This window comes from Streptomyces sp. NPDC090083 (genome assembly GCF_044747445.1).
Taxonomy (GTDB): domain Bacteria; phylum Actinomycetota; class Actinomycetes; order Streptomycetales; family Streptomycetaceae; genus Streptomyces.
The window spans coordinates 197,012-219,984 of the sequence record NZ_JBIVED010000016.1; the positions used below are offsets into that span (position 1 = coordinate 197,012).

The 22,973-nt window shown below is 69.0% G+C and carries 22 protein-coding genes and 1 pseudogene; 5 read left to right on the forward strand and 18 right to left on the reverse strand.

Annotated elements, in window-relative coordinates; genetic code table 11:
* Window positions 1-7 precede the first annotated feature (7 nt).
* Genes nuoK through ACIPTO_RS39465 form a run of 11 tightly spaced genes read right to left on the reverse strand, consistent with a single transcriptional unit; the run spans window position 8 to window position 10,804 of the window.
* Window positions 8-307, reverse strand: coding sequence for an NADH-quinone oxidoreductase subunit NuoK (gene nuoK, locus ACIPTO_RS39415; RefSeq protein WP_016437642.1), 300 nt, complete (start codon window positions 305-307; stop codon window positions 8-10).
* Window positions 304-1,152 (reverse strand): NADH-quinone oxidoreductase subunit J, encoded by an 849-nt coding sequence (locus tag ACIPTO_RS39420; protein WP_366324698.1) that lies wholly within the window; start codon window positions 1,150-1,152, stop codon window positions 304-306. The genes nuoK and ACIPTO_RS39420 overlap by 4 nt, the downstream gene beginning before the upstream one ends.
* Window positions 1,149-1,751, reverse strand: a complete 603-nt coding sequence (nuoI, locus tag ACIPTO_RS39425) for an NADH-quinone oxidoreductase subunit NuoI (RefSeq protein WP_366324696.1) — start codon at window positions 1,749-1,751, stop codon at window positions 1,149-1,151. The genes ACIPTO_RS39420 and nuoI overlap by 4 nt, the downstream gene beginning before the upstream one ends.
* On the reverse strand, window positions 1,744-3,114 hold the full coding sequence (gene nuoH, locus ACIPTO_RS39430) for an NADH-quinone oxidoreductase subunit NuoH (RefSeq protein WP_366324694.1): 1,371 nt from the start codon (window positions 3,112-3,114) through the stop codon (window positions 1,744-1,746). Before nuoH ends, nuoI begins: the two co-directional genes overlap by 8 nt.
* Window positions 3,111-5,615, reverse strand: coding sequence for an NADH-quinone oxidoreductase subunit G (locus ACIPTO_RS39435; protein ID WP_401200023.1), 2,505 nt, complete (start codon window positions 5,613-5,615; stop codon window positions 3,111-3,113). Before ACIPTO_RS39435 ends, nuoH begins: the two co-directional genes overlap by 4 nt.
* On the reverse strand, window positions 5,612-6,958 hold the full coding sequence (gene nuoF, locus ACIPTO_RS39440) for an NADH-quinone oxidoreductase subunit NuoF (RefSeq protein WP_384881347.1): 1,347 nt from the start codon (window positions 6,956-6,958) through the stop codon (window positions 5,612-5,614). The genes ACIPTO_RS39435 and nuoF overlap by 4 nt, the downstream gene beginning before the upstream one ends.
* Window positions 6,958-7,809: an NADH-quinone oxidoreductase subunit NuoE gene (gene nuoE, locus ACIPTO_RS39445; protein ID WP_366324690.1), complete on the reverse strand. Its 852-nt coding sequence runs from the start codon at window positions 7,807-7,809 to the stop codon at window positions 6,958-6,960. Before nuoE ends, nuoF begins: the two co-directional genes overlap by 1 nt.
* The gene (locus ACIPTO_RS39450; protein WP_366324688.1) at window positions 7,806-9,143 is read right to left on the reverse strand and encodes an NADH-quinone oxidoreductase subunit D; all 1,338 of its coding nucleotides are present in this window, start codon (window positions 9,141-9,143) and stop codon (window positions 7,806-7,808) included. The genes nuoE and ACIPTO_RS39450 overlap by 4 nt, the downstream gene beginning before the upstream one ends.
* Window positions 9,140-9,880, reverse strand: a complete 741-nt coding sequence (locus ACIPTO_RS39455) for an NADH-quinone oxidoreductase subunit C (RefSeq protein WP_401200027.1) — start codon at window positions 9,878-9,880, stop codon at window positions 9,140-9,142. Before ACIPTO_RS39455 ends, ACIPTO_RS39450 begins: the two co-directional genes overlap by 4 nt.
* Entirely contained in the window at window positions 9,877-10,431 is a 555-nt protein-coding gene (locus tag ACIPTO_RS39460; RefSeq protein WP_007383964.1) for an NADH-quinone oxidoreductase subunit B family protein, read from the reverse strand. The genes ACIPTO_RS39455 and ACIPTO_RS39460 overlap by 4 nt, the downstream gene beginning before the upstream one ends.
* A gap of 13 nt (window positions 10,432-10,444) precedes the next feature.
* Window positions 10,445-10,804 carry an NADH-quinone oxidoreductase subunit A gene (locus ACIPTO_RS39465; protein WP_007383963.1) on the reverse strand — a complete coding sequence of 120 codons (360 nt, stop codon included), beginning with the start codon at window positions 10,802-10,804 and terminating at the stop codon, window positions 10,445-10,447.
* Window positions 10,805-11,549: 745 nt separating this feature from the next.
* Here ACIPTO_RS39465 and ACIPTO_RS39470 point away from each other — a divergent pair.
* Both ACIPTO_RS39470 and def read left to right on the forward strand, forming a co-directional pair.
* A complete protein-coding gene (locus tag ACIPTO_RS39470; protein WP_366324684.1) occupies window positions 11,550-12,362 on the forward strand; it encodes an NlpC/P60 family protein in 813 nt (270 codons plus the stop codon).
* A 187-nt stretch (window positions 12,363-12,549) separates the two neighbouring features.
* Window positions 12,550-13,176: a peptide deformylase gene (gene def / locus ACIPTO_RS39475; RefSeq protein ID WP_401200031.1), complete on the forward strand. Its 627-nt coding sequence runs from the start codon at window positions 12,550-12,552 to the stop codon at window positions 13,174-13,176.
* Between the two features lie 68 nt (window positions 13,177-13,244).
* Here def and ACIPTO_RS39480 read toward each other — a convergent pair whose 3' ends face one another.
* On the reverse strand, window positions 13,245-14,528 hold the full coding sequence (locus ACIPTO_RS39480; RefSeq protein ID WP_366324680.1) for a geranylgeranyl reductase family protein: 1,284 nt from the start codon (window positions 14,526-14,528) through the stop codon (window positions 13,245-13,247).
* Between the two features lie 97 nt (window positions 14,529-14,625).
* Between ACIPTO_RS39480 and ACIPTO_RS39485 the strand changes: the two genes are divergently transcribed.
* Both ACIPTO_RS39485 and ACIPTO_RS39490 read left to right on the forward strand, forming a co-directional pair.
* Window positions 14,626-15,132, forward strand: a complete 507-nt coding sequence (locus tag ACIPTO_RS39485; RefSeq protein ID WP_366324678.1) for a GNAT family N-acetyltransferase — start codon at window positions 14,626-14,628, stop codon at window positions 15,130-15,132.
* A 120-nt stretch (window positions 15,133-15,252) separates the two neighbouring features.
* A complete protein-coding gene (locus ACIPTO_RS39490; RefSeq protein WP_366324676.1) occupies window positions 15,253-15,564 on the forward strand; it encodes a PASTA domain-containing protein in 312 nt (103 codons plus the stop codon).
* Between the two features lie 122 nt (window positions 15,565-15,686).
* Here the strand turns inward: ACIPTO_RS39490 and ACIPTO_RS39495 are convergent, their stop codons facing one another.
* The 4 genes from ACIPTO_RS39495 to ACIPTO_RS39510 all read right to left on the reverse strand — a co-directional run bounded on the left by ACIPTO_RS39495 (window position 15,687) and on the right by ACIPTO_RS39510 (window position 20,544).
* The gene (locus ACIPTO_RS39495; protein WP_366324674.1) at window positions 15,687-16,382 is read right to left on the reverse strand and encodes a demethylmenaquinone methyltransferase; all 696 of its coding nucleotides are present in this window, start codon (window positions 16,380-16,382) and stop codon (window positions 15,687-15,689) included.
* 61 nt (window positions 16,383-16,443) lie between these two features.
* Window positions 16,444-17,814: an acyltransferase gene (locus ACIPTO_RS39500; protein WP_401200037.1), complete on the reverse strand. Its 1,371-nt coding sequence runs from the start codon at window positions 17,812-17,814 to the stop codon at window positions 16,444-16,446.
* Window positions 17,814-20,216, reverse strand: a complete 2,403-nt coding sequence (locus tag ACIPTO_RS39505; RefSeq protein WP_366324671.1) for a bifunctional polysaccharide deacetylase/glycosyltransferase family 2 protein — start codon at window positions 20,214-20,216, stop codon at window positions 17,814-17,816. Before ACIPTO_RS39505 ends, ACIPTO_RS39500 begins: the two co-directional genes overlap by 1 nt.
* Before the next feature lie 19 nt (window positions 20,217-20,235).
* Window positions 20,236-20,544 carry a hypothetical protein gene (locus ACIPTO_RS39510; protein ID WP_366324669.1) on the reverse strand — a complete coding sequence of 103 codons (309 nt, stop codon included), beginning with the start codon at window positions 20,542-20,544 and terminating at the stop codon, window positions 20,236-20,238.
* A 401-nt stretch (window positions 20,545-20,945) separates the two neighbouring features.
* On the opposite strand from ACIPTO_RS39510, the gene ACIPTO_RS39515 reads away from it, so the two are divergent.
* Window positions 20,946-21,992 carry a chitinase gene (locus tag ACIPTO_RS39515; RefSeq protein ID WP_366324667.1) on the forward strand — a complete coding sequence of 349 codons (1,047 nt, stop codon included), beginning with the start codon at window positions 20,946-20,948 and terminating at the stop codon, window positions 21,990-21,992.
* 271 nt (window positions 21,993-22,263) lie between these two features.
* Here the strand turns inward: ACIPTO_RS39515 and ACIPTO_RS39520 are convergent, their stop codons facing one another.
* A complete protein-coding gene (locus ACIPTO_RS39520) occupies window positions 22,264-22,677 on the reverse strand; it encodes an imidazolonepropionase-like domain-containing protein (RefSeq protein ID WP_401200042.1) in 414 nt (137 codons plus the stop codon).
* Between the two features lie 7 nt (window positions 22,678-22,684).
* Window positions 22,685-22,973, reverse strand: a pseudogene (locus tag ACIPTO_RS39525) (dehypoxanthine futalosine cyclase); the annotation flags it as partial.

The following is a 22,973-nucleotide window of genomic DNA, read 5'->3' on the forward strand; positions in this document are numbered from 1 at the left end:
CGACCCCTCAGAGCTTCATCAGGCTGGCGTCGTCGACCGAGGCCGAGTGGCGGGAACGGAACAGCGACACGATGATCGCGAGCCCGACCACGACCTCCGCGGCGGCGACGACCATCGTGAAGAAGGCGATGACCTGACCGTCGAGATTGCCGTGCATCCGGGAGAAGGTGACGAACGCGAGGTTGCAGGCGTTGAGCATCAGCTCGATGCACATGAACACGACGATCGCGTTCCGCCTGATCAGCACTCCGGTGGCGCCGATCGTGAACAACAGGGCGGAGAGATAGAGGTAGTTGACGGGGTTCACTTCGACGCCTCCTCGGTCCGCTTGAGGCTCGCCGGCTCGATCTCGGTCCGCTCCAGGCGCTCCTCGGCGCGCTGCTCCAGGGCCCGCAGATCGTCGAGCGCCTCGCTGGACACGTCACGGAGCTGGCCGCGGTCGCGGAGCGTCTTGCTGACCGTGAGCTCGGACGGGGTGCCGTCGGGCAGCAGGCCCGCGATGTCCACCGCGTTGTGCCGGGCGTAGACACCCGGAGCGGGGAGCGGCGGGACGTGCTTGCCCTCGCGGACGCGCTGCTCGGACAGTTCGCGCTGGGTCTTGGCCCGCTCGGTGCGCTCGCGGTGCGTGAGCACCATGGCGCCGACGGCGGCCGTGATCAGCAGGGCGCCGGTGATCTCGAAGGCGAACACGTACTTCGTGAAGATGAGGGCGGCCAGGCCCTCCACGTTGCCGTTGGCGTTGGCCGTGCTCAGGCCGCCGAACTGGGTGAGCGAGGCGTTGCCGATGCCCGCGAGGAGCAGGATGCCGAAACCGAGCCCACAGAGAAGGGCCAGCCAGCGCTGGCCCTTGATGGTCTCCGTCAGGGAGTCGGCGGCCGTGACGCCGACCAGCATCACCACGAAGAGGAACAGCATCATGATCGCGCCGGTGTAGACGACGATCTGCACGATGCCCAGGAAGTAGGCGCCGTTGGCGAGGTAGAACACCGCCAGGATGATCATGGTCCCGGCGAGGGACAGCGCACTGTGCACGGCCCTCTTCATGAGAACGGTGGACAGGGCGCCGATCACCGCGACCGTGCCGAGGATCCAGAACTGGAAGGCCTCGCCGGTGGAGGTGGAGTAGGCGGCGGCGACGGACTGCGGGCTCATGCTTCCACCCCCTCTTCCTCGGGCTTCTCACCCTTGGAGACGGCCACTTGGGGCACCGTGCCGGGCGCGGCCTCCGTCACCAGGCCCCGGTAGTAGTCCTGTTCGTCCATCCCCGGGTAGATGGCGTGCGGGCTGTCGACCATGGTGTCCTCAAGGCCCGCCAGCAGCTGTTCCTTGGTGTAGATGAGGTTGGCGCGGCTGCTGTCCGCCAGCTCGAACTCGTTGGTCATCGTCAACGCGCGCGTGGGGCACGCCTCGATGCACAGGCCGCACAGGATGCAGCGGGCGTAGTTGATCTGGTAGACGCGGCCGTACCGCTCGCCCGGCGAGTAGCGCTCCTCGTCGGTGTTGTCGGCGCCCTCCACGTAGATGGCGTCGGCGGGGCAGGCCCAGGCGCACAGCTCGCAGCCGACGCACTTCTCCAGGCCGTCCGGATGGCGGTTGAGCTGGTGCCGTCCGTGGAACCGGGGGGCGGTGGTCTTCTCCTGCTCCGGGTACTGCTCGGTCAGCCGCTTCTTGAACATGGCCTTGAAGGTCACGCCGAAGCCGGCCACGGGGTTCTGGAAACCGGGTTTGGTCTCCTTGGGCTCCTCAGCCATCGGACGCCTCCTTTCCATCCAGGGATCCGTCACTGCCAGTGTCCGGCCCACCACTGACAATCAACTCCCGCTCGCGGCGCGAGGGGCGCCGCGGCACCGGAGGCAACTCCTGTCCCGGCAGCGGCGGTACGGGGAATCCGCCCGCCATCGCGTCGAACCCGGCCGGTTCCTCGGCCAGTTGCGCGTCGTCCTTGGCCTTCTGGCGGAACATGTCCGCGATGAAGGACAGCAACAGCAGGACGAGCACGCCGCCGCCGACGTAGAGGGCGATGTCGGCGAAGTCGTAGTTCTCGTTCTTCAGGGTCCGTACGGTCGCGACGAGCATCAGCCAGACCACGGAGACCGGGATGAGGACCTTCCAGCCGAGCTTCATCAGCTGGTCGTAGCGCACGCGCGGGAGGGTGCCGCGGAGCCAGATGAAGAAGAACAGCAGCAGCTGGACCTTGATGACGAACCAGAGCATCGGCCACCAGCCGTGGTTCGCGCCCTCCCAGAAGGAGCTGATCGGCCACGGAGCCCGCCAGCCGCCCAGGAAGAGCGTGGTCGACACCGCGGAGACCGTCACCATGTTCACGTACTCGGCGAGCATGAAGAGCGCGAACTTGATCGACGAGTACTCGGTGTTGAAGCCGCCGACCAGGTCGCCCTCGGACTCCGGCATGTCGAAGGGGGCGCGGTTGGTCTCCCCGACCATCGTGACGACGTAGATGATGAACGAGACCGGCAGCAGGATGATGTACCAGCGGTCGTGCTGTTGTTCAACGATCGTCGACGTCGACATCGACCCGGAGTAGAGGAACACCGATGCGAACGCGGCGCCCATCGCGATCTCGTAGGAGATCATCTGCGCGCAGGACCGCAGACCGCCGAGCAGCGGGTACGTGGAGCCGGAGCTCCAGCCGGCGAGCACGATGCCGTAGATGCCGACCGAGGCGACCGCGAGGATGTAGAGCATCGCGATCGGGAGGTCGGTGAGCTGCATCGTGGTGCGGTGGCCGAAGATCGACACCTCGTTGTCGGCGGGCCCGAAGGGGATCACCGCGATCGCCATGAAGGCCGGGATGGCCGCGACGACCGGCGCGAGGATGTAGATCAGCTTGTCCGCGCGCTTGACGATCAGGTCTTCCTTGAGCATCAGCTTCACGCCGTCGGCGAGCGACTGGAGCATGCCCCAGGGGCCGTGCCGGTTGGGACCGATGCGCAGCTGCATCCAGGCGACGACCTTGCGTTCCCAGACGATCGAGAACAGCACGGTGATCATCAGGAAGGCGAAGCAGAACACCGCCTTGACGACGACCAGCCACCAGGGGTCGCGGCCGAACATCGAGAGGTCTTCGGCAGCGAGGTACGGGTACGGGCTCATGCCTCCACCTCCTTGGGGGCTTCGGCGACGGGCTTCGCCGGGCCGATGCGGACGAGTGCGCCGGGCAGCGCCCCGGTGTCGGAGGCGACGCCCCCGCCGATGGAGTTCAGCGGGAGCCAGACCACCCGGTCGGGCATCTCGGTGATCCGCAGCGGGAGTTCGACGGTTCCGGAGCCGCCGGTCACGGCCAGCGCGTCGCCGTCCTTGACGCCCGCCTCGGCGGCCGTGGCGGCCGACACGCGCGCGTGGGCGGCGTGCCGGGTGCCGGCGAGCGCTTCGTCGCCCTCCTGGAGCGCGCCCTGGTCGAGCAGCAGCCGGTGCCCGGCGAGCACGGCCTCCCCGGCGGCCGGCCGGGGCAGCACGCCCGCGGTCTCCAGCGGATCACTGGCCCGCGGCCCGTCCCAGGCACCGAGCCGGTCCAACTCCGCGCGCGTGGTGCGCAGATCGGGCAGACCCAGGTGTACGTCCATGGCGTCGGCCAGCATCTGCAGGACGCGGGCGTCGGTGGGGGCCAGGGTGCGGGTCATCTGGTCGGGCTTGAGCGCCGCGTCGAAGAAGCGGACCCTGCCCTCCCAGTTGAGGAAGGTGCCCGCCTTCTCGGCGACCGCCGCGACCGGGAACACCACGTCGGCGTGTTCGGTAACCTCGCTGGGCCGCAGTTCGAGCGACACCAGGAAGCCCACTTCGTGCAGAGCCGCACGCGTGCGTGCCGGATCGGGCAGATCGCCCGCCTCCACCCCGGCGACGACCAGCGCCCGCAGCTCACCACCGGCGGCGGCCTCCACGATCTGACCGGCGTCGCGGCCGTAGCGGTGCGGGAGTTCGGCGACGCCCCAGGCGGCGGCGACCTCCTCACGCGCGCGCGGGTCGGTGGCCGGACGACCGCCCGGCAGCAGCGACGGCAGCGCGCCTGCCTCGATCGCACCCCGTTCCCCGGCCCGGCGCGGAATCCACACCAGCTGGGACCCGGTCGCGAACGCGGCCCGTACGGCGGCGGTCAGACCCCCGGCGACGGCGGCCAGCCGCTCGCCGACGACGATCACCGCGCCCTCGGAGCGCAACGCCTCCGAAGCACTCGCGCCGTCGTCCTCAAGACCGACGCCGCTCGCGAGCGCGTCCAGCCACTCGGTCTCGGTACCGGGAGCCGCCGGCAGCAGCGTGCCGCCCGCCTTCTCCAGACCGCGCGTGGCGTGGGTGGCGAGCGAGAACACCCGCTGACCGTGCTTGCGTGCGGCCTTGCGCAGCCGCAGGAAGACGCCGGGCGCCTCCTCCTCGGACTCGAACCCGACCAGCAGAACGGCGGGCGCCTTCTCCAGGGAGGTGTACGTGACGCCGTTGCCGTCGAGGTCCTGGCCGCGGCCCGCGACCCGGGCGGCCAGGAAGTCGGCCTCCTCGCTGCTGTGCACGCGCGCGCGGAAGTCGATGTCGTTCGTGTCGAGCGCCACGCGCGCGAACTTGCTGTACGCGTAGGCGTCCTCGATGGTGAGGCGACCGCCGGTCAGCACACCGGTGCGGCCCCGCGCGGCCGACAGCCCCTGGGCGGCGGCCTCCAGGGCCTCCGGCCAGGACGCGGGCGCCAGGACGCCGTCCGCGTTCCGCACGAGGGGCGTCTGCAGCCGGTCGCGCTGCTGCGCGTACCGGAAGGCGAAGCGCCCCTTGTCGCAGACCCACTCCTCGTTGACCTCGGGGTCCACGGCGGCCAGCCGCCGCATGACCTTGCCGCGCCGGTGGTCGGTGCGGGTCGCGCAGCCCCCGGCGCAGTGCTCGCACACCGAGGGCGTGGAGACCAGGTCGAAGGGGCGGGAGCGGAATCGGTACGCCGCCGAGGTCAGCGCGCCCACCGGGCAGATCTGGATGGTGTTCCCGGAGAAGTACGACTCGAAGGGGTCGCCCTCACCGGTGCCGATCTGCTGGAGCGCGCCCCGCTCGACCATCTCGATCATCGGGTCGCCCGCGATCTGGTTGGAGAAGCGGGTGCAGCGCGCGCACAGCACGCACCGCTCGCGGTCCAGCAGCACCTGGGTGGAGATCGGGACGGGCTTCTCGTAGGTCCGCTTCCGGCCCTCGAAGCGGGACTCGGCGTTGCCGTGGGACATCGCCTGGTTCTGCAGGGGGCACTCGCCGCCCTTGTCGCAGACCGGGCAGTCCAGCGGGTGGTTGATGAGCAGCAGCTCCATCACACCGTGCTGCGACTTCTCCGCGACCGGCGAGGTGAGCTGGGTCTTGACGACCATGCCGTCCGTGCACGTGATCGTGCAGGACGCCATCGGTTTGCGCTGGCCCTCGACCTCGACGATGCACTGGCGGCAGGCGCCGACCGGGTCGAGGAGGGGATGGTCGCAGAACCGGGGCACCTCGATGCCGAGTTGCTCGGCGGCGCGGATGACCAGGGTGCCCTTGGGCACGCTGATCTCGGCGCCGTCGATCGTCAGCGAGACGAGATCCTCGGGCGGGACCGCCGCTTCGCCCCCTCCCGAGGGGGCGTTCGTGGTCACCGTCATGCGTTCACCTCCGTGCGGTCGGCCCAGGCCGTGGACTTGGCCGGGTCGAAGGGGCAGCCCCGGCCCGTGATGTGCTGCTCGTACTCCTCGCGGAAGTACTTGAGCGAGGAGAAGATCGGCGAGGCGGCGCCGTCGCCGAGGGCGCAGAAGGACTTGCCGTTGATGTTGTCGGCGATGTCGTTCAGCTTGTCGAGGTCGGACATGACGCCCTTGCCGGCCTCGATGTCGCGCAGCAACTGCACGAGCCAGTACGTCCCTTCACGGCACGGTGTGCACTTGCCGCAGGACTCGTGGGCGTAGAACTCGGTCCAGCGGGTGACGGCTCGCACCACGCAGGTCGTCTCGTCGAAACATTGCAGAGCCTTGGTGCCGAGCATGGAACCCGCGGCACCGACTCCTTCGTAGTCAAGAGGGACGTCGAGGTGCTCGTCGGTGAACATCGGCGTGGAGGACCCGCCCGGCGTCCAGAACTTGAGGCGGTGTCCGGCCCGCATCCCGCCGCTCATGTCGAGCAGCTGGCGGAGTGTGATGCCGAGCGGCGCCTCGTACTGACCGGGAGTGGTGACATGGCCGCTGAGCGAGTAGAGCGTGAAGCCCGGGGACTTCTCGCTGCCCATCGACCTGAACCATTCCTTGCCTTTTTGCAGAATGGCGGGAACTGACGCGATCGACTCGACGTTATTCACGACAGTCGGGCACGCATAGAGGCCCGCGACCGCAGGGAAAGGGGGACGGAGCCGCGGTTGACCGCGGCGGCCTTCGAGCGAGTCGAGCAGCGCGGTCTCCTCGCCACAGATGTACGCGCCCGCACCCGCGTGCACGGTGAGCTGGAGATCGAGTCCGCTGCCCAGGATGTTCTCGCCGAGGAAGCCGGCCGCGTAGGCCTCGCGCACGGCCTCGTGCAACCGCCGCAATACGGGGACTACTTCACCACGCAGATAGATGAAGGCATGAGACGACCTGATGGCATAACACGCGATGACAATGCCCTCGATGAGGCTATGCGGGTTGGCGAACAGGAGCGGGATGTCCTTACAGGTCCCGGGCTCCGACTCGTCGGCGTTGACAACTAGATAGTGCGGTTTTCCATCCCCTTGGGGAATGAATTGCCATTTCATTCCGGTGGGGAAGCCGGCGCCACCGCGACCGCGCAGACCGGAGTCCTTCACATACGCGATGAGGTCGTCCGGCGACATCGCGAGCGCCTTGCGGAGCCCCTCGTATCCCTCGTGCCTCCGGTACGTGTCCAGAGTCCAGGACTCGTCCTCGTCCCAGAAGGCCGACAGCACGGGTGCGAGCAGCTTCTCGGGGCTGTGGTCTTTCAGTTCGGGTGCCAAGGTCATCACTCCCCCTCCTCGGCGACAGGCCCCGCCGGGTGGTCGGGGTCGGAGGCCGACGTGTCCTGCGGCGCGTCGTGCGAACTGAGGTGCTCGGTCGTCGGCGACTCGTCCTGCGGAGCACCGGAGCCCCGCGGATGGACCACGCGCGCGGGTGCGGTCTCTCCCTTGGCCAGGCGGAGGCCCACCAGTGACGCGGGTCCCGCACCGCCGCTCGCCTCGACGGCCCCTGGCCGCTCGTCGGGGAAGCCGGCGAGAATCCGCGCGGTCTCCTTGAAGGTGCACATCGGCGCCCCGCGCGTGGGCTCCACCGCGGCGCCCGCACGCAGGTCGTCGACGAGGCGCCGGGCGCTGGCGGGGGTCTGGTTGTCGAAGAACTCCCAGTTGACCATCACGACGGGCGCGAAGTCGCAGGCCGCGTTGCACTCGATGTGCTCCAGGGTGACCTTGCCGTCGTCGGTGGTCTCACCGTTGCCGACGCCCAGGTGCTCCTGGAGGGACTCGAAGATCGCGTCGCCGCCCATCACCGCGCACAGGGTGTTGGTGCAGACCCCGACCTGGTAGTCACCGCTCGGCCGCCGCCGGTACATGGAGTAGAAGGTCGCCACGGCGGCGACCTCGGCCGTGGTCAGCCCCAGCAGTTCCGCGCAGAACTGCTGTCCCGTGCGCGTGACATGCCCCTCTTCCGCCTGCACGAGGTGCAGCAACGGCAGGAGGGCCGAGCGGGAGTCCGGGTAGCGGGCGATGATCTCCCGCCCGTCGGCCTCCAGCCGGGCCCGGACATCGTCCGGGTAGGCGGGCGCGGGCAGTTGGGGCATACCCAGACTGACGCCCTGCTCCGAGGAACTGGTGGTCACCGGTCGACGCCTCCCATCACGGGGTCGATGGACGCGACGGCGACGATGACGTCGGCGACCTGGCCGCCCTCGCACATCGCCGCCATGGCCTGAAGGTTGGTGAAGGACGGGTCCCTGAAGTGGACCCGGTAGGGGCGGGTGCCTCCGTCGGACACGGCGTGCACCCCGAGTTCGCCCTTGGGCGACTCGACCGCCGCGTACGCCTGTCCCGGCGGCACGCGGAAGCCTTCGGTCACCAGCTTGAAGTGGTGGATCAGGGCCTCCATGGAGGTGCCCATGATCTGCTTGATGTGGTCGAGCGAGTTGCCCAACCCGTCCGGCCCGAGCGCGAGTTGGGCGGGCCAGGCGATCTTCTTGTCGGCGACCATGACCGGGCCGGGCTGCAGCCGGTCCAGACACTGCTCGACGATCCGGAGCGACTGGCGCATCTCCTCGAGACGGATGAGGAAGCGGCCGTAGGAGTCGCAGGTGTCGGCGGTCGGGACGTCGAAGTCGTACGTCTCGTAGTCGCAGTACGGCTGCGCCTTGCGCAGGTCGTGCGGCAGGCCGGTGGAGCGCAGGATCGGGCCGGTGGCGCCGAGCGCCATGCAGCCGGCCAGGTCGAGGTAACCGACGTCCTGCATACGGGCCTTGAAGATGGGGTTCCCGGTGGCGAGCTTGTCGTACTCGGGGAGGTTCTTCTTCATCTTCTTGACGAACTCGCGGATCTGGTCCACCGCGCCGGGCGGCAGGTCCTGGGCGAGTCCGCCGGGGCGGATGTACGCGTGGTTCATCCGCAGGCCCGTGATGAGCTCGTAGATGTCGAGAATCATTTCACGATCGCGGAATCCGTAGATCATGATCGTGGTGGCGCCGAGCTCCATGCCGCCGGTGGCGATGCACACCAGGTGGGAGGACATCCGGTTCAGCTCCATCAGGAGCACCCGGATGATCTTCGCCCGCTCGGTGATCTGGTCCTCCACGCCGAGGAGCTTCTCGACGGCGAGACAGTAGGCGGTCTCGTTGAAGAAGGACGTCAGGTAGTCCATGCGCGTCACGAACGTGGTGCCCTGCGTCCACGTGCGGTACTCGAGGTTCTTCTCGATTCCGGTGTGGAGGTAGCCGATGCCGCAGCGGGCCTCGGTGACCGTCTCGCCGTCGATCTCCAGGATCAGGCGGAGCACCCCGTGCGTGGAGGGGTGCTGGGGCCCCATGTTGACGACGATGCGTTCGTCGTCGGCCTTGGCCGCGGACTGGACGACCTCGTCCCAGTCGCCACCGGTGACCGTATATACGGTGCCTTCGGTGGTCTCGCGCGCCGAGGCGGCGGAGGCGGATGCTGACTGCGTGCTCACGAGTACGACCTCCGCTGGTCCGGAGCCGGGATCTGGGCGCCCTTGTACTCGACGGCGATGCCGCCGAGGGGGTAGTCCTTGCGCTGCGGGTGGCCCTGCCAGTCGTCCGGCATCATGATCCGCGTCAGGGCCGGGTGACCGTCGAAGACGATCCCGAAGAAGTCGTACGTCTCGCGCTCGTGCCAGTCGTTGGTCGGATAGACCGCGACCAGGGACGGGATGTGCGGATCACTGTCCGGGGCGCTGACTTCGAGGCGGATCAGCCGGTTGTGGGTGATCGAGCGCAGGTGGTAGACGGCGTGCAGCTCGCGGCCCTTGTCGTGCGGGTAGTGCACCGCACCGACGCCGGTGCAGAGCTCGAAGCGCAGGGCCGGGTCGTCGCGCAGGGTCCGGGCGACGCGGACCAGGTGCTCGCGCTCGACGTGGAAGGTGACCTCGTCGCGGTCGACGACCGTCTTCTCGATCGCGTTGCCGGGCAGCAGGCCCTGTTCCTCCAGGGCGCCCTCCAGTTCGTCGGCGACCTCGTCGAACCAGCCGCCGTAGGGCCGGCTGGCGGCTCCCGGGAGGCGGACCGAGCGGACCAGGCCGCCGTAGCCGGAGGTGTCGCCGCCGTTGTTGGCGCCGAACATGCCGCGCTGGACGCGGATCTCCTCGCCCTCGCCGCGCGGGCTGGGGAGGTTGGAGGCGCCCGGATCCTGCTCCGGGTCGGCTCCGTTGGTGCCGTTCGCGTCACTCACCGCAGCAGGCCCTTCATCTCGATGGTGGGCAGTGCCTTGAGCGCCGCCTCCTCCGCCTCACGGGCCGCCTCCTCGGCGTTCACGCCGAGCTTGGAGGACTGGATCTTCTGGTGGAGCTTGAGGATCGCGTCCATCAGCATCTCGGGCCGTGGCGGACAGCCCGGGAGGTAGATGTCGACCGGGACGATGTGGTCGACGCCCTGCACGATCGCGTAGTTGTTGAACATGCCGCCCGACGAGGCGCACACGCCCATGGAGATGACCCACTTGGGGTTCGGCATCTGGTCGTAGACCTGCCGCAGTACCGGCGCCATCTTCTGGCTGACCCGGCCCGCGACGATCATCAGGTCCGCCTGGCGGGGAGATCCGCGGAAGACCTCCATGCCGAAGCGCGCCAGGTCGTAGCGTCCGGCGCCGGTCGTCATCATCTCGATGGCGCAGCAGGCGAGGCCGAACGTGGCCGGGAAGACGGACGCCTTGCGCACCCAGCCCGCGGCCTGCTCGACGGTCGTCAGCAGGAAACCGCTCGGCAGCTTTTCTTCGAGTCCCATGGTGTAAGGCCCCTCAGTCCCATTCCAGGCCGCCGCGCCGCCATACGTACGCGTACGCGACGAAGACGGTGAGCACGAAGAGCAGCATCTCCACGAGCCCGAAAACACCCAGGGCGTCGAAGGTGACGGCCCAGGGGTAGAGGAAGACGATCTCGATGTCGAAGACGATGAAGAGCATCGCCGTCAGGTAGTACTTGATGGGGAAGCGCCCGCCGCCGGCCGGCGTGGGGGTCGGCTCGATGCCGCACTCGTACGCTTCGAGCTTGGCCCGGTTGTACCGCTTCGGACCGATCAGCGTGGCCATGACCACGGAGAAGATCGCAAAGCCTGCCCCGAGGGCTCCCAGTACGAGGATGGGCGCATACGCGTTCACCGCTCCTCGCTCCTCTCAGTCGGCACTGACTGCTGGCGATGGCATCGGGTCCGCTTCCGGCCCACGTGCCCCTCAATCCCCGTTCGTCCCAACGAAGATCGCGAACATGTGAAGCAGGTCACAAGCCCAACTGCCTCGCATCTTATGCCCGGCGCTCTGTGATCTGCGACACGGGGTATTGCACAAGCTTTGTGATCTCCACCACCTGACGAACGATCATCAAGCCGGATGAGCGGTGATCTTCGCACGCGAAGCGTCCGAGTGATCACGAGAGGTGACATTCGCGCTCGTCACCGCAGGCCGAAGGGGTCGTCTCAATATCAAGAGGGTTCCCTTGCATGCAAATTGGAGTTGGACGTGGCGGCTTGATAGAGGAAGCGCGTTCACACATCAGAGGGAGGCGCGCGACACGGTGTGGACGCGTGCGCGCGTTCACGAAGTCACCCGCCGGCGGCACCCGCGCAGGACGCACGCATTCCGGTAACCGTTCCGTGACCTCCGCCACACTCATGAGAGGCCCATGAGAACGGGGCTTGGCCACCGGTCCCAACAGGTGGTAAGCAGCGGGCAATTCGGACGTACCGACGAAAGACCGTGATCACGGGCCTGATCGCCCAGGTCCGCAATGTCCGTTACGGCGTCAATAAGGAACGACACACCCGGGGTTGATGACGCCCGTTGAACAATTGTGGCGCAGCACACGTTTCTTGAAGGTATGGAGGAGCCCCTGATACCGGTTGGTCTCATGTCCCACACCGCTCACATACGCAGCCACCGGAAACCCCGCCGCAGCGCGACGACGAACATCGCCGTGCGGGCCGGAGTTGCCGGTGGCGTACTCAGCATGGCGGCGGCGGGTGCAGCCTCGGCCAACGCTGCTGAGACGACACAGACCCTGCAACTGCCCACCCTGACCGCCGACCTGGCCACCCAGGTCGCCCAGTCCGCAGCGGCCACCCAGCAGGCCGCGGCGAACTACCAGCTGCAGGCGGAGCGTGACACGGCCGCCGCGAATGCCGCGAAGCAGGCGAAGGCGGACCTCGCCGACGCCAAGAAGAAGGCGGAGGCCAAGAAGAAGGCGGCCCAGGAGGCCGCTCGCAAGGCCGCTGCGGAGCGCGCGGCCTCGCGCAGCTCCGAGCGGACCACCCTGTCCGCGGCGACGACCACGAGCGCGTCCACGAGCACCGGCTCGTCGACGGCCACCGGTTCGGCCGCGGCCATCGTGTCCTTCGTGAAGGCGCAGATCGGCAAGTCGTACGTCCTGGGCGCCACCGGCCCCAGCGCCTACGACTGTTCGGGACTCGTCGGCGCCGCCTTCAAGCAGGTGGGCATCAGCCTGCCGCGTGTCTCCCAGGACCAGTCGACCGCCGGTACTCAGGTCTCCCTGAGCAACCTGCAGGCCGGCGACATCCTGTACTGGGGCAGCGCGGGCAGCGCCTACCACGTGGCGGTGTACGTGGGCGACGGCATGTTCGTCGGCGCGCAGAACCCCTCCACCGGCATCGTGGAGCGGCCGCTGTCCTACGACATGCCGACCGGTGCGGTGCGGGTGCTCTGAGCCCGCGCACGACGCCGTGAGCATGGGACCGCTGCCGCTCGGGGGCAGCGGTCCCCTCGGCGTGTCCTCCGGTCACCCCGGACCCACGGGGCGTTCCCACTACCGGAGTTCGCCGCTTCCCTGACAGGCTCTCTTCTCCAGTTCGGCTAACCAGTACGCCGGACGTCAAACCGGAAGAGAGCAATCCATGCCTCGTGTCTTCGTCCAGGGCAGCCCCGTCGACTCCCATCCCCGGCCCGCGCCCGACGCCCGCCGCGGCTCGGTGCGGCGCGTCACCGAGGTCGGCGAGGGGGTCCTGCACCGCCCGTGCCGGGACGTCACCGAGTTCGGGCCCGACCTCGCCGCGCTCATCGACGACATGTTCCTCACCATGTACATCGCCGACGGAGCCGGCCTCGCGGCCAACCAAGTGGGCGTCGATCTGCGCCTGTTCGTGTACGACTGCCTCGACGACGACGGTGTCCGACATGTCGGACACATCGTCAACCCGGTCCTCGACCCGCTCGACCCCGCCGGGCGGCGGCTGCTCGACGAGGGCGAGGGCTGCCTGTCGGTACCGGGCGCCGTGATGGACGTGCCGCGGCCGGACCGGGCGGTGGTGCGCGGGCTCGACAAGCACGGCGACCCGCTGGTGATCGAGGGCACGGGGTACTTCGCGCGCTGCCTCGCCCACGAGACCGACCACGTCGACGGCCAGGTGTATCTGGACCGCCTCTCCAAGCGCGACCGCAGGGAGGCGCTGCGGCAGATGGCGGACCGGCGCGACGAGGTGTTCGCCCGCCGGGCCGCCAAGACCGCCGCACTCGGCGACTGACCGCCTCGCGGCGGTAGGCCCGGCCCCCGTCGCCGGCCCGAGCCCCGAGTCGCGACCCGCGGCTGCCGCTACGCCTTCGGTGCCACCTTGCTCAGGCCGTTGATGATGCGGTCCATCGCGTCGCCGCCCGTCGGGTCGGTGAGGTTGGCCAGCATCTTCAGGGTGAACTTCATCAGCAGCGGGTGCGTCAGGCCGCGCTGGGCCGCGATCTTCATGACCTTCGGATTGCCGATGAGCTTCACGAAGGCGCGGCCCAGCGTGTAGTAGCCGCCGTAGGTGTCCTTGAGGACCTGCGGGTAGCGCTGCAGGGCGAGTTCGCGCTGGGACGGGGTGGCGCGGGCGTGGGCCTGGACGATGACGTCGGCGGCGATCTGGCCGGACTCCATGGCGTAGGCGATGCCCTCGCCGTTGAAGGGGTTCACCAGGCCGCCGGCGTCGCCGACGAGCAGCAGCCCCTTCGTGTAGTGAGGTTGACGGTTGAAGGCCATCGGGAGGGCGGCGCCGCGGATCGGGCCGGTCATGTTTTCGGGGGTGTACCCCCAGTCCTCGGGCATGGACGCGCACCACGCCTTCAGCACCTCGCGCCAGTCCAGCTCCTTGAAGGAGTCGGAGGTGTTGAGGACACCGAGGCCGACGTTCGAGGTGCCGTCGCCCATGCCGAAGATCCAGCCGTAGCCGGGCAGCAGGCGGTCCTCGGCGCCGCGGCGGTCCCACAGCTCCAGCCAGGACTCCAGGTAGTCGTCGTCGTGGCGGGGCGAGGTGAAGTACGTCCGGACGGCGACGCCCATCGGGCGGTCCTCGCGGCGGTGCAGGCCCATCGCGAGGGAGAGCCGGGTGGAGTTGCCGTCGGCGGCGACCACCAGGGGCGCGTGGAAGGTGACTTCGCGTTTCTCCTCGCCGAGCTTGGCGTGGACGCCGGTGATCCGGCCGGTGCGCTCGTCGATGATCGGGGCGCCGACGTTGCAGCGCTCGTAGAGGCGGGCACCGGCCTTCTGGGCGTTGTGGGCGAGCTGCTCGTCGAAGTCGTCGCGCTTGCGGACGAGGCCGTAGTCCGGGAAGGAGGCGAGATCGGGCCAGTCCAACTGGAGGCGCACACCCCCGCCGATGATCCGCAGGCCCTTGTTGCGCAGCCAGCCGGCCTCCTCGGAGATGTCGATGCCCATGCCCACGAGCTGCTTGGTGGCGCGCGGGGTGAGGCCGTCGCCGCAGACCTTCTCGCGCGGGAACTCGGTCTTCTCCAGCAGGAGGACGTCGAGTCCGGACTTGGCGAGGTGGTAGGCGGTGGCGGAGCCGGCTGGCCCCGCGCCGACGACGATCACATCGGCGGTGTTTTCGGAGAGGGGCTCGGTCACGGCGGGATCTCCCCAAGTTCGGAATCTGCGTGCCGACCGGCACTGGACATGGGCAGTCTATTCAGCGCCACTGATCACCAGGCTGAAGGGCTGCCCCGTGAACCGAGCTCTCCCCGCAGTACGGCTCCGTGTCCCCACCGACGAGGACGCCTTCGCCTGGCACCGGGCCTTCGACCACCCCGATGTCATGGAGTTCCACGGCGGCAGGACCGCGGAGCTGTCCGTCTACGAGGAGTTGACCGCCCGCCAGCGCCGGCACGACGCGGAACGCGGTTTCTGCCTGTGGACGATGCTCGACGCCGAGGACCGGGTCATCGGCTTCACCGGCGCCCAGCCGTGGCCGCACGCGTGGGGGCCGACGGGCGAGATCGAGATCGGGTGGCGGCTGGGGCGGGAGTTCTGGGGCCAGGGGTATGCCACGGCGGCGGCCGAGACGACCCTGGAGCGGGTGCGGGCGGCCGGGGTGCCGAGCGTGGTGGCGATGGTCCTGGCCCGCAACACGCGGTCGATCGCGGTGACCCGGCGGCTGGGCATGCACCTCGCCGAGGTCTTCACCACGCCCACCCGCGAGGAGGAGGGCCACTGCTACCGGCTCGAACTGTAACCCAGGGTAACCATTCGCTACAGAAAGACACTTGACGCTTCCGGCCGGGGGCGGACCGGGGTTACCCTTCGAGTACCGCTGGGGGTGACATCTGTGCGCATAACACCCAAAACACCCGAAGTGCGCGTGCCACGGCTCGTCGGTCTGATGGCCGTGGACGCGCGCGAGACGGCCCGGTCGCGCGGGCTCTTCATCAACTCTCCGGACCGCCCCGACTTCCATCTCGCCGTCGTCGACTACGTCGTACGGCAGTACCCGCAGCCCGACGCCGAGGTACCGCGGGACTCCGTGGTCTACGTCTGGTGCGACTTCGGTGAGGGCGACGGCGGGGGCGGCATGCGCGAGCCGCGCATCCCCCGGCCCCCGGGCGGCGGAATGCGGCGCGAGCTGGACGAGCCGCCGGGCGACCCGTACGCCGAGGTGCTCGGGTAGCGGGACCCGGGCGACGGACCCCGACCGCAGGCCCTGAAGCCGTCCACAGGGCACGTACCCGGGGCCGTAGCAAGGACCCCTGCCCGAGGACGTGCTCGGGTCGCCGTACCCGAAGGCCGGGCTCAGGCCTGCTTGAAGCCGCGGTGGAGGGCCACGATCCCGCCGCTCAGGTTGCGGTACGCCACCTTCGACCAGCCGGCCTTGCGCAGCCGCTCGGCCAGCGCGGGCTGGTCGGGCCAGGCGCGGATGGACTCGGCGAGGTAGACGTACGCGTCCGGGTTCGAGGAGACCGCGCGGGCGACCGGCGGCAGCGCGCGCATCAGGTACTCGGTGTAGACCGTGCGGAACGGCGCCCAGGTCGGGTGCGAGAACTCGCAGATCACCACACGGCCGCCGGGCTTGGTCACCCGGTACAGCTCACGCAGCGCGGTGTCGGTGTCCTGCACGTTGCGCAGCCCGAAGGAGATGGTCACGGCGTCGAACGTGTCGTCCTTGAACGGCAGCCTCGTCGCGTCGCCGGCCGTGAGCGGCAGCCAGGGGTGGCGCTTCTTGCCGACCTGGAGCATGCCGAGGGAGAAGTCGCAGGGGACGACATAGGCGCCGCTGCGGGCGAAGGGGAGCGAGGAGGTGGCCGTACCGGCGGCCAGGTCCAGGATCTTCTGCGCGGGGCGGGCGTCGACCGCCCGGGTGACCTCCTTGCGCCATCGGCGGTCCTGGCCCAGCGACAGCACGTCGTTGGTGAGGTCGTACCGTTCCGCCACGTCGTCGAACATCGAGGCGACTTCGTGCGGCTGCTTGTCCAGGGATGCGCGGGTCACCGGCCCATTGTGTCAGCACGGGCCGGGCATCCCGAAGGCGCCCGGCCCGCAGCGCGCAGGTTCACCCCGGCAGCAACCGGGGTTTCTTCCTCCCGGCCACGTCCTCCACCCAGCCGCACAGCAGGACGAACACGGCGATCAGGATCCAGCCGATGCCGAACATGAACCACTGGCTGCCCAGCGGCAGCCACTTCTCGAAGGCGGGCACCTTCCAGAACTGGTCGGTCAGCGGCACCGCGAGCACCAGCGCGATCTCGTGCCAGAGGTAGATGGTCACGGCCCGCGCGTTGAAGACCGTGACGATCCGGTCGAGCCGCTTGAAGCGCGTCAGCCAGGCGAAGTCGATGGCGAAGTAGGCCTTGGCCCACATCAGCAGCATGACGTAGCCGGCCGACCAATAGGCCTGGGCGAGCGGACTCTCGTCCAGGTCGTAGGTGCCGCCGGCCTCGGCCTGGTGCGTGAAGGCGTACCAGCCGCCGAAGGCGATCGCGGCGACCGAGAGCGTGACCACCAGGAAGGGCTTCAGCCTCTGGAGCACGCCGTCGCGGTGGGCGAAGCCGAGGACCCAGCAGAAGAGGTACGTCGAGAGGTCCCAGAGTTCGTTGCCCAGGCGGTTGTCCGGCCCCGCCCACACGAACTTCAGGACGACGATCGGCACCAGGGTCAGCAGCAGCACCGGGATCGGCGCCTTGCGGAAGATCCACAGCAGCGCGGGCGAGAGCATCACGAACCACAGATACGTCCGCAGGTACCAGAGGATCTCCCAGGCCTGCGTGCCCCAGGCGTTGCCCGGCGGATCGCCGACGGGCACGATCCAGAAGACGATCTGCCAGCCCGGCATCCAGTCGTGGATCATCATCGCGACGACCACGAAGAAGCCCCAGAACCAGAACGGCGGCAGCAGCCTCCGCATCCGGCTCCTGACCACCTTGAACGCGGGCCGCTCCAGCGACTTCGCCATCAGCGTCCCGGCCAGCCCGAACATGATCCCCATCGACGGGAACACCATCCCGCACCAGGCCCACCCGAAGGTGTGGTAGGTCACGACCCGGATCAGCGCGACGGCCCGCAGGGTGTCGAAGTACCGGTCCCGGCCCGCCTTTCGGGGCGCGAGCGCGGGCTCATCCACGACCTCCTCGGCCACCGGCTCCGGCACTGGCTCCGGGTCCGGGTCCGGGTCCGGCTCCGGGTCCACGACGGGGAGGGGCGCCGTCGCGTACGGCGGCTGCCCGTAGTCGGCGTACTGCTGCTGCTCGTACGGTTGTTGGGCGTACGGCTGCTGGACGTAGGGCTGTTGGGCGTACGGCTGCTGCTGCGGCGCGGTCGGCGGGTGCTGGCCGTACTGCTGCGGATCGCCGAACCCGTCGTGACCGTAAGGCTGTTGGGGCTGGACATAGCCGCCGCCGTGGCCCTGCTGCTGTTCCCAGCTCATCAGCTCGCCCCCGCCGGTGTACCGACCTCGCCGGTGCGCTTGAGTTTCTGCCAGCGCAGCCGGCCGCCGGTCAGGGCGGTGATGCTGGAGTGGATGAGGACGAGGTACATCATCTGGCGGTAGGCCAGTTGCTGGAGCGGCATCATCAGGAGATAGCGGTACTTCTCCCGGTCCAGCCTGAACGCGTAGGCCGCGCACAGGAGTTGGATGCCGAGTACCGCGAACCACATCGCGAGGGACGCCCAGAAGTCGACGAAGATCATCGAGTAGACGGTGAAGACGTCGATCAGCGGGGCGAAGACCGGCGTGATGATCTGGAAGATCACCACCAGAGGCATGCCGACCCGGCCGAAGCGACCCGAAGGACCCTTGTCCGTCAGGGACTTGCGGTGTTTCCACAGGGCCTGCATGGTGCCGTAGGACCAGCGGTAGCGCTGCGACCAGAGCTGCTTGAGGGAGGCGGGGGCCTCGGTCCAGGCCTTGGCGTGCTCCTGGTAGACGACCCGCCAGCCCTCGCGGTGCATGGCGATGGTGATGTCCGTGTCCTCGGCGAGGGTGTCCTCGCTCATGCCGCCGACCTGGAGCACCGCGTCGCGGCGGAACGCGCCGATCGCGCCCGGGATGGTGGGCATGCAGCGCAGCAGGTCGTACATGCGGCGGTCGAGGTTGAAGCCCATCACGTACTCGATGTGCTGCCAGGCGCCGATGACCGTGTTGCGGTTGCCGACCTTGGCGTTGCCCGCGACCGCGCCGACCTCGGGGTCGGCGAAGGGCTGCACGAGGTGCCGTACGGTGTCGGGCTCGAAGACGGTGTCGCCGTCCATCATCACGACGATGTCGTAACTCGCGCTGCGGACACCGTTGTTGAGGGCGGCGGGCTTGCCCGCGTTCTCCTGGCGGATGACCCGGACGTTCGTCATGCCGAAGGAGCGGGCCGCCTCGCGGGCGATCTCGGAGGTGCCGTCCGAGGAGCCGTCGTCGACGACGATGACCTCGATCGGGTGGGTGCTCTTCGCCAGCGACTCAAGGGTGTTGGCGATGCACTCCTTCTCGTTGTACGCCGGGACGATGACGGTCACCGGGCGGGTGACGGTCGGTCCCCAGCTGAACCTGCGTTTGTTGCGCTGTCTGTAGTGGCGCCGGGCGAGGATCAGCATCATCCCGAAGCGGCTCATCACGGCGATGCCGACGACCGTCAGGCCCGCCGCGAGTCCCGGCACCACCCACTCCGCCACGGTGACGGCGTAGATGAGCGCCTTGCCCTCGTAGAGGGTCATGCCGGTGGCCTCGCGGTGGGCGCCCTGGAGGACTGAGATCCCGTTGCTGGAGCCGTTGCCGCCCGCTCCCCCGGTGCCGCCCGCGCCGCCGACGGCCGAGTCGACCGGGGCCCTGCCGTTGCCCGCGGGTGCGGCGGAGGGTGCCGCGGACGGCTGGGCGCCGGCCTCGACCGTGCCGGTGCCCGTCCCCGCGGTCGCGCCCGCCCCGGCACCCGCGCCGGTCCCGCTCGCCCGCCGGGCGGCGCTGTTCTTGGCGATGGCGCCGCTCACCGTGGTGAACGTGTAGCCCTTCGCCTTCATCTTCTCGATGTACTGGGGCAGCGCCTTCATGGTCTGCGTGCGCACCCCGCCGGCGTCGTGGAAGAGCACCGAGGAGCCCGAAGTCCCGGACGGCGTCGCCCACTTGATGATCTTCGCGACACCCGGCTGCTTCCAGTCGTCGCTGTCGGTGTCGACGAAGACGCTGGTGTAGCCGGACGCGCCGAGCTTCTTGTAGACGGGGTAGCTGTAGTTGTCGATCGCGTCCGTCTCCGAGGAGTACGGCGCGCGGAACAGCGTGGTGGTGATCCCGGCCGCGCCCGCGAGCGCGAGCTGGGTCTGCTCCATCTCCCGCTTGACGCGGGCGTCGCTCTGGTACGACAGGTCGACGTGGGTGAAGGTGTGGATGCCGACCTCGTTGCCCTGCGCGACCATCTGCTTCACGATGCCCGGGTAGCGCGAGACCATCGAGCCCACCAGGAAGAACGTGCCCGGCACGTCGTACTTCTTGAGGATCTTCAGGACCGTCGGGGTGTACGTGGGGTTCGGGCCGTCGTCGAAGGTGAGGACGATGGTCTTCTTCGGGATGGTCTGGGTGACCGGCTTGCCGTTCCGGAAGGTCAGGATCGGGCCGCCGTTGAGGACCTTGTCCGGGACCTTGCCGGCGCTCGCGCCGTCCCGGACGCGCTGGTCGCCGCCGACTTCCGCGCGCAGGTAGCCGTCGAGCAGCATCACACAGGTGAGACCGAGCAGAAGCAGCAGGGCGAGGATCACTCGGGGTCGCTGGAGCGCGGCGGCCTTGCCGGCCGCGCGCTCCATCCGGGTGGGGGCGCGCCGGCGCCCGCGCGAAGGAGTCGTCGTAGTCATGGCTGCGGTGGTGCTCCGGTCAGTGTGCGGTGGCTGAGGAGGACGGGGCCGCACCCGTGGGGGTGCCCGAGGGGATGTCGGTCGGGGCGCCGGTCGGCACACCGGAGGGCGCCGCGCCGCCTCTGCCGCCGTCGGGGCCGTAGCCGCCGCCGGGAGCCGAACCGGCCTGGCCGCCGCCGAAGGGCAGCAGCGAGGAGGGGTTGAGCGAGATGCCCCAGCCCATGAACGCCATGCCGAGTACGAACGCGTACCCGAGGCAGACGGCGCCCATGAGGAGGCCGATCCGGCGCAGCACCTTTGACCGGCGGCCGGAGTTGTCAACGAACACGGGACCTTCCGCGGACCCGTTGCCGGCTTTGCGGCGGCGACCCCGCGCAGAGGCGCGGTTTTCGATGGCGGACTCGGATTGCATTCCCCAGACATTAGGCGGGCTTTATGTGACCGAAACTCTGTTTCTCTTGTGAGCCCGCCCAGAAAAACGGCGCAGCCTGTGCCTTCTCTTAGAGAACCCAGGAAATGCCTTATGAACGGCCGGTGTCGGTAGTGTCCTCAATGCTCCGCTTCGCCGCCCGACTTGACCGTTTCGTTCGTCGATTCCCGTGGGTTACCTATGGTTTTTCTGTCTTCGTAAGACACAGCCCCATGTGGTTCATTTAGGCTTCGGAAACCGACTCTGTTTCCATCCTGAGACAGAAATCACCGTCCCGAGACGGAAAGGGTGCATGCTCAATGAGGAGTTTCCTGAAACCGGCGGCCGGGCTCACCTGCTTGTTTGCCCTCACGGTCACCGGATGCTCCTCGGGCTCCGACGACTCGTCGGGAGCGGCCCTCGAAGCGGGCGGGAGCGCCGCCCCGACACCGTCGTCGTCCGCCTCGTCGGGCTCATCGGGCTCGTCGTCGGCAACGGCCTACGCGCCCTACGTCAGCGCCACGACCGCCTCCGCCATGGACGGCGCGGGGTCCGCGTCGACGTACAACCTGTCCTTCGTCATCGCCGAGGGGAGCAGCTGCACACCGGAGTGGAACGGCACGACCGCGCTCGACGACTCGGCGGTGACGTCCCGGATCTCGGCGCTGAAGACCTCCGGGGCGAGCGTCCGGGTGTCCTTCGGCGGGGCGTCCGGCAAGGAGCTGGCGGAGACCTGCACGAGTGCGTCGGCGCTCGCAAAGGCGTACGGGGAGGCGTTGGACGCGGCGGGCTCGACCCAGGCCGACTTCGACATCGAGGGTGACGCGCTGACCGACTCGGCGTCGGTCGCCCTGCGCTCCAAGGCGATAGCCCTGCTCCAGAAGGAACGCAGTGGCCTGAAGGTCTCCTTCACGCTGCCCGTGATGCCGTCCGGTCTCGACTCCGACAGTCTCGCGCTGCTGGAGTCCGCCAACGACAACGCGGTCGCGGTCTCCACGGTCAACATCATGACGATGAACTACGGGGAGTCCTACACCGGCGACATGGGCGACTACGCGATCACCTCGGCGAAGGCCACGCACACGCAGCTGAAGAAGGTGTTCGGGCTGTCGGACGCGGGGGCGTGGCAGGGGATGGCGCTCACGTCGATGCTCGGGGTGAACGACGTCTCCGGTGAGACGTTCTCCCTCTCGGACGCGGCGCAGGTGCGGGGGTTCGCCGAGTCGAAGCGGGTTGCGTGGGTGTCGATGTGGTCGACGTTCCGGGACCAGCAGTGTGCGAGTGGGTCGTCCGACGACGATGCGGCGACCGACTGCAGTGGGGTGAAGCAGTCTGCGGGGGCGTTCGGGGAGGCGTTTGGTGGGTGACGGGGTCTTGAGTGAGGGTGCGGGTGTGAGTGACGGTGTGGCTTCGGGTGACGGTGCGTCGTGGCTGGTCGCGCAGTTCCCCGCGCCCCTAAAAGACTGGGCGTTGAGCTGAGCGGCGCTGGGTCGCGCCCTCGCGGCGGAGCCGCACAACGACACAGCCCCGCGCCCCTAAAAGACTGGGCGTTGAGCTGAGCGGCACTGGGTCGCGCCCCTGAAAAGATCGGGCGTTGGGCTGAGCCCTGTGACGATGCGGGGACGTGTTTCTGGCGGGCTAGCGGCGTCTGTGGACCAGGCGGCCTGCGCATACCGTCGCGATGCATTCGCCGGTGTCGTCGAACACGGCCAGGTCGGCGCGGGCGGTCTCGCGGAGGGTCGGTGTGTGGGTGCCGGGCAGGACGGCCACGTCGTTCCGGGCGGCCGCCGCGCGGAGTTCGGGGGTGTCGGCGTACCGCTCCAGCACCGCCACCGCGCCCAGCTTCAGCACGGCGTGGATCCGCTCGCGTGGGCTCGGGGCGTCCGGAAGGGGGCCCTCGTGGACGCGGGCGGGGCCGAGGGTGCCCGGCCAACTCCGCACCCGGGCTCCGGGGAAGCGGGACCGGATCTCCGTCAGGGTCCCCACTCCCACGACCCTCGCGCCCTCGACGGCGACGGCCCCGCCCCGGTCGGCGGTGTGAATCGTCAGCACGGGCTGGTCAGTTGGCCGACAGGAGCTTCAACTCCGGGTGGGCCGTGCCGCCTTCGATGGCCGTGGACGAGATGTGGGACATCACGCGCTCGTCGACCGGGTCGTTCGCCGGGTCGTCGTGGACGACGATGTGCTCGTACGTCGTGGTCCGCTGGGCGGGGACCCGGCCCGCCTTGCGGATGAGGTCGATGATCTCCAGGCGGTTGGAGCGGTGCTTGGCGCCGGCGGAGGAGACGACGTTCTCCTCCAGCATGATCGAGCCGAGGTCGTCCGCGCCGTAGTGCAGGGAGAGCTGG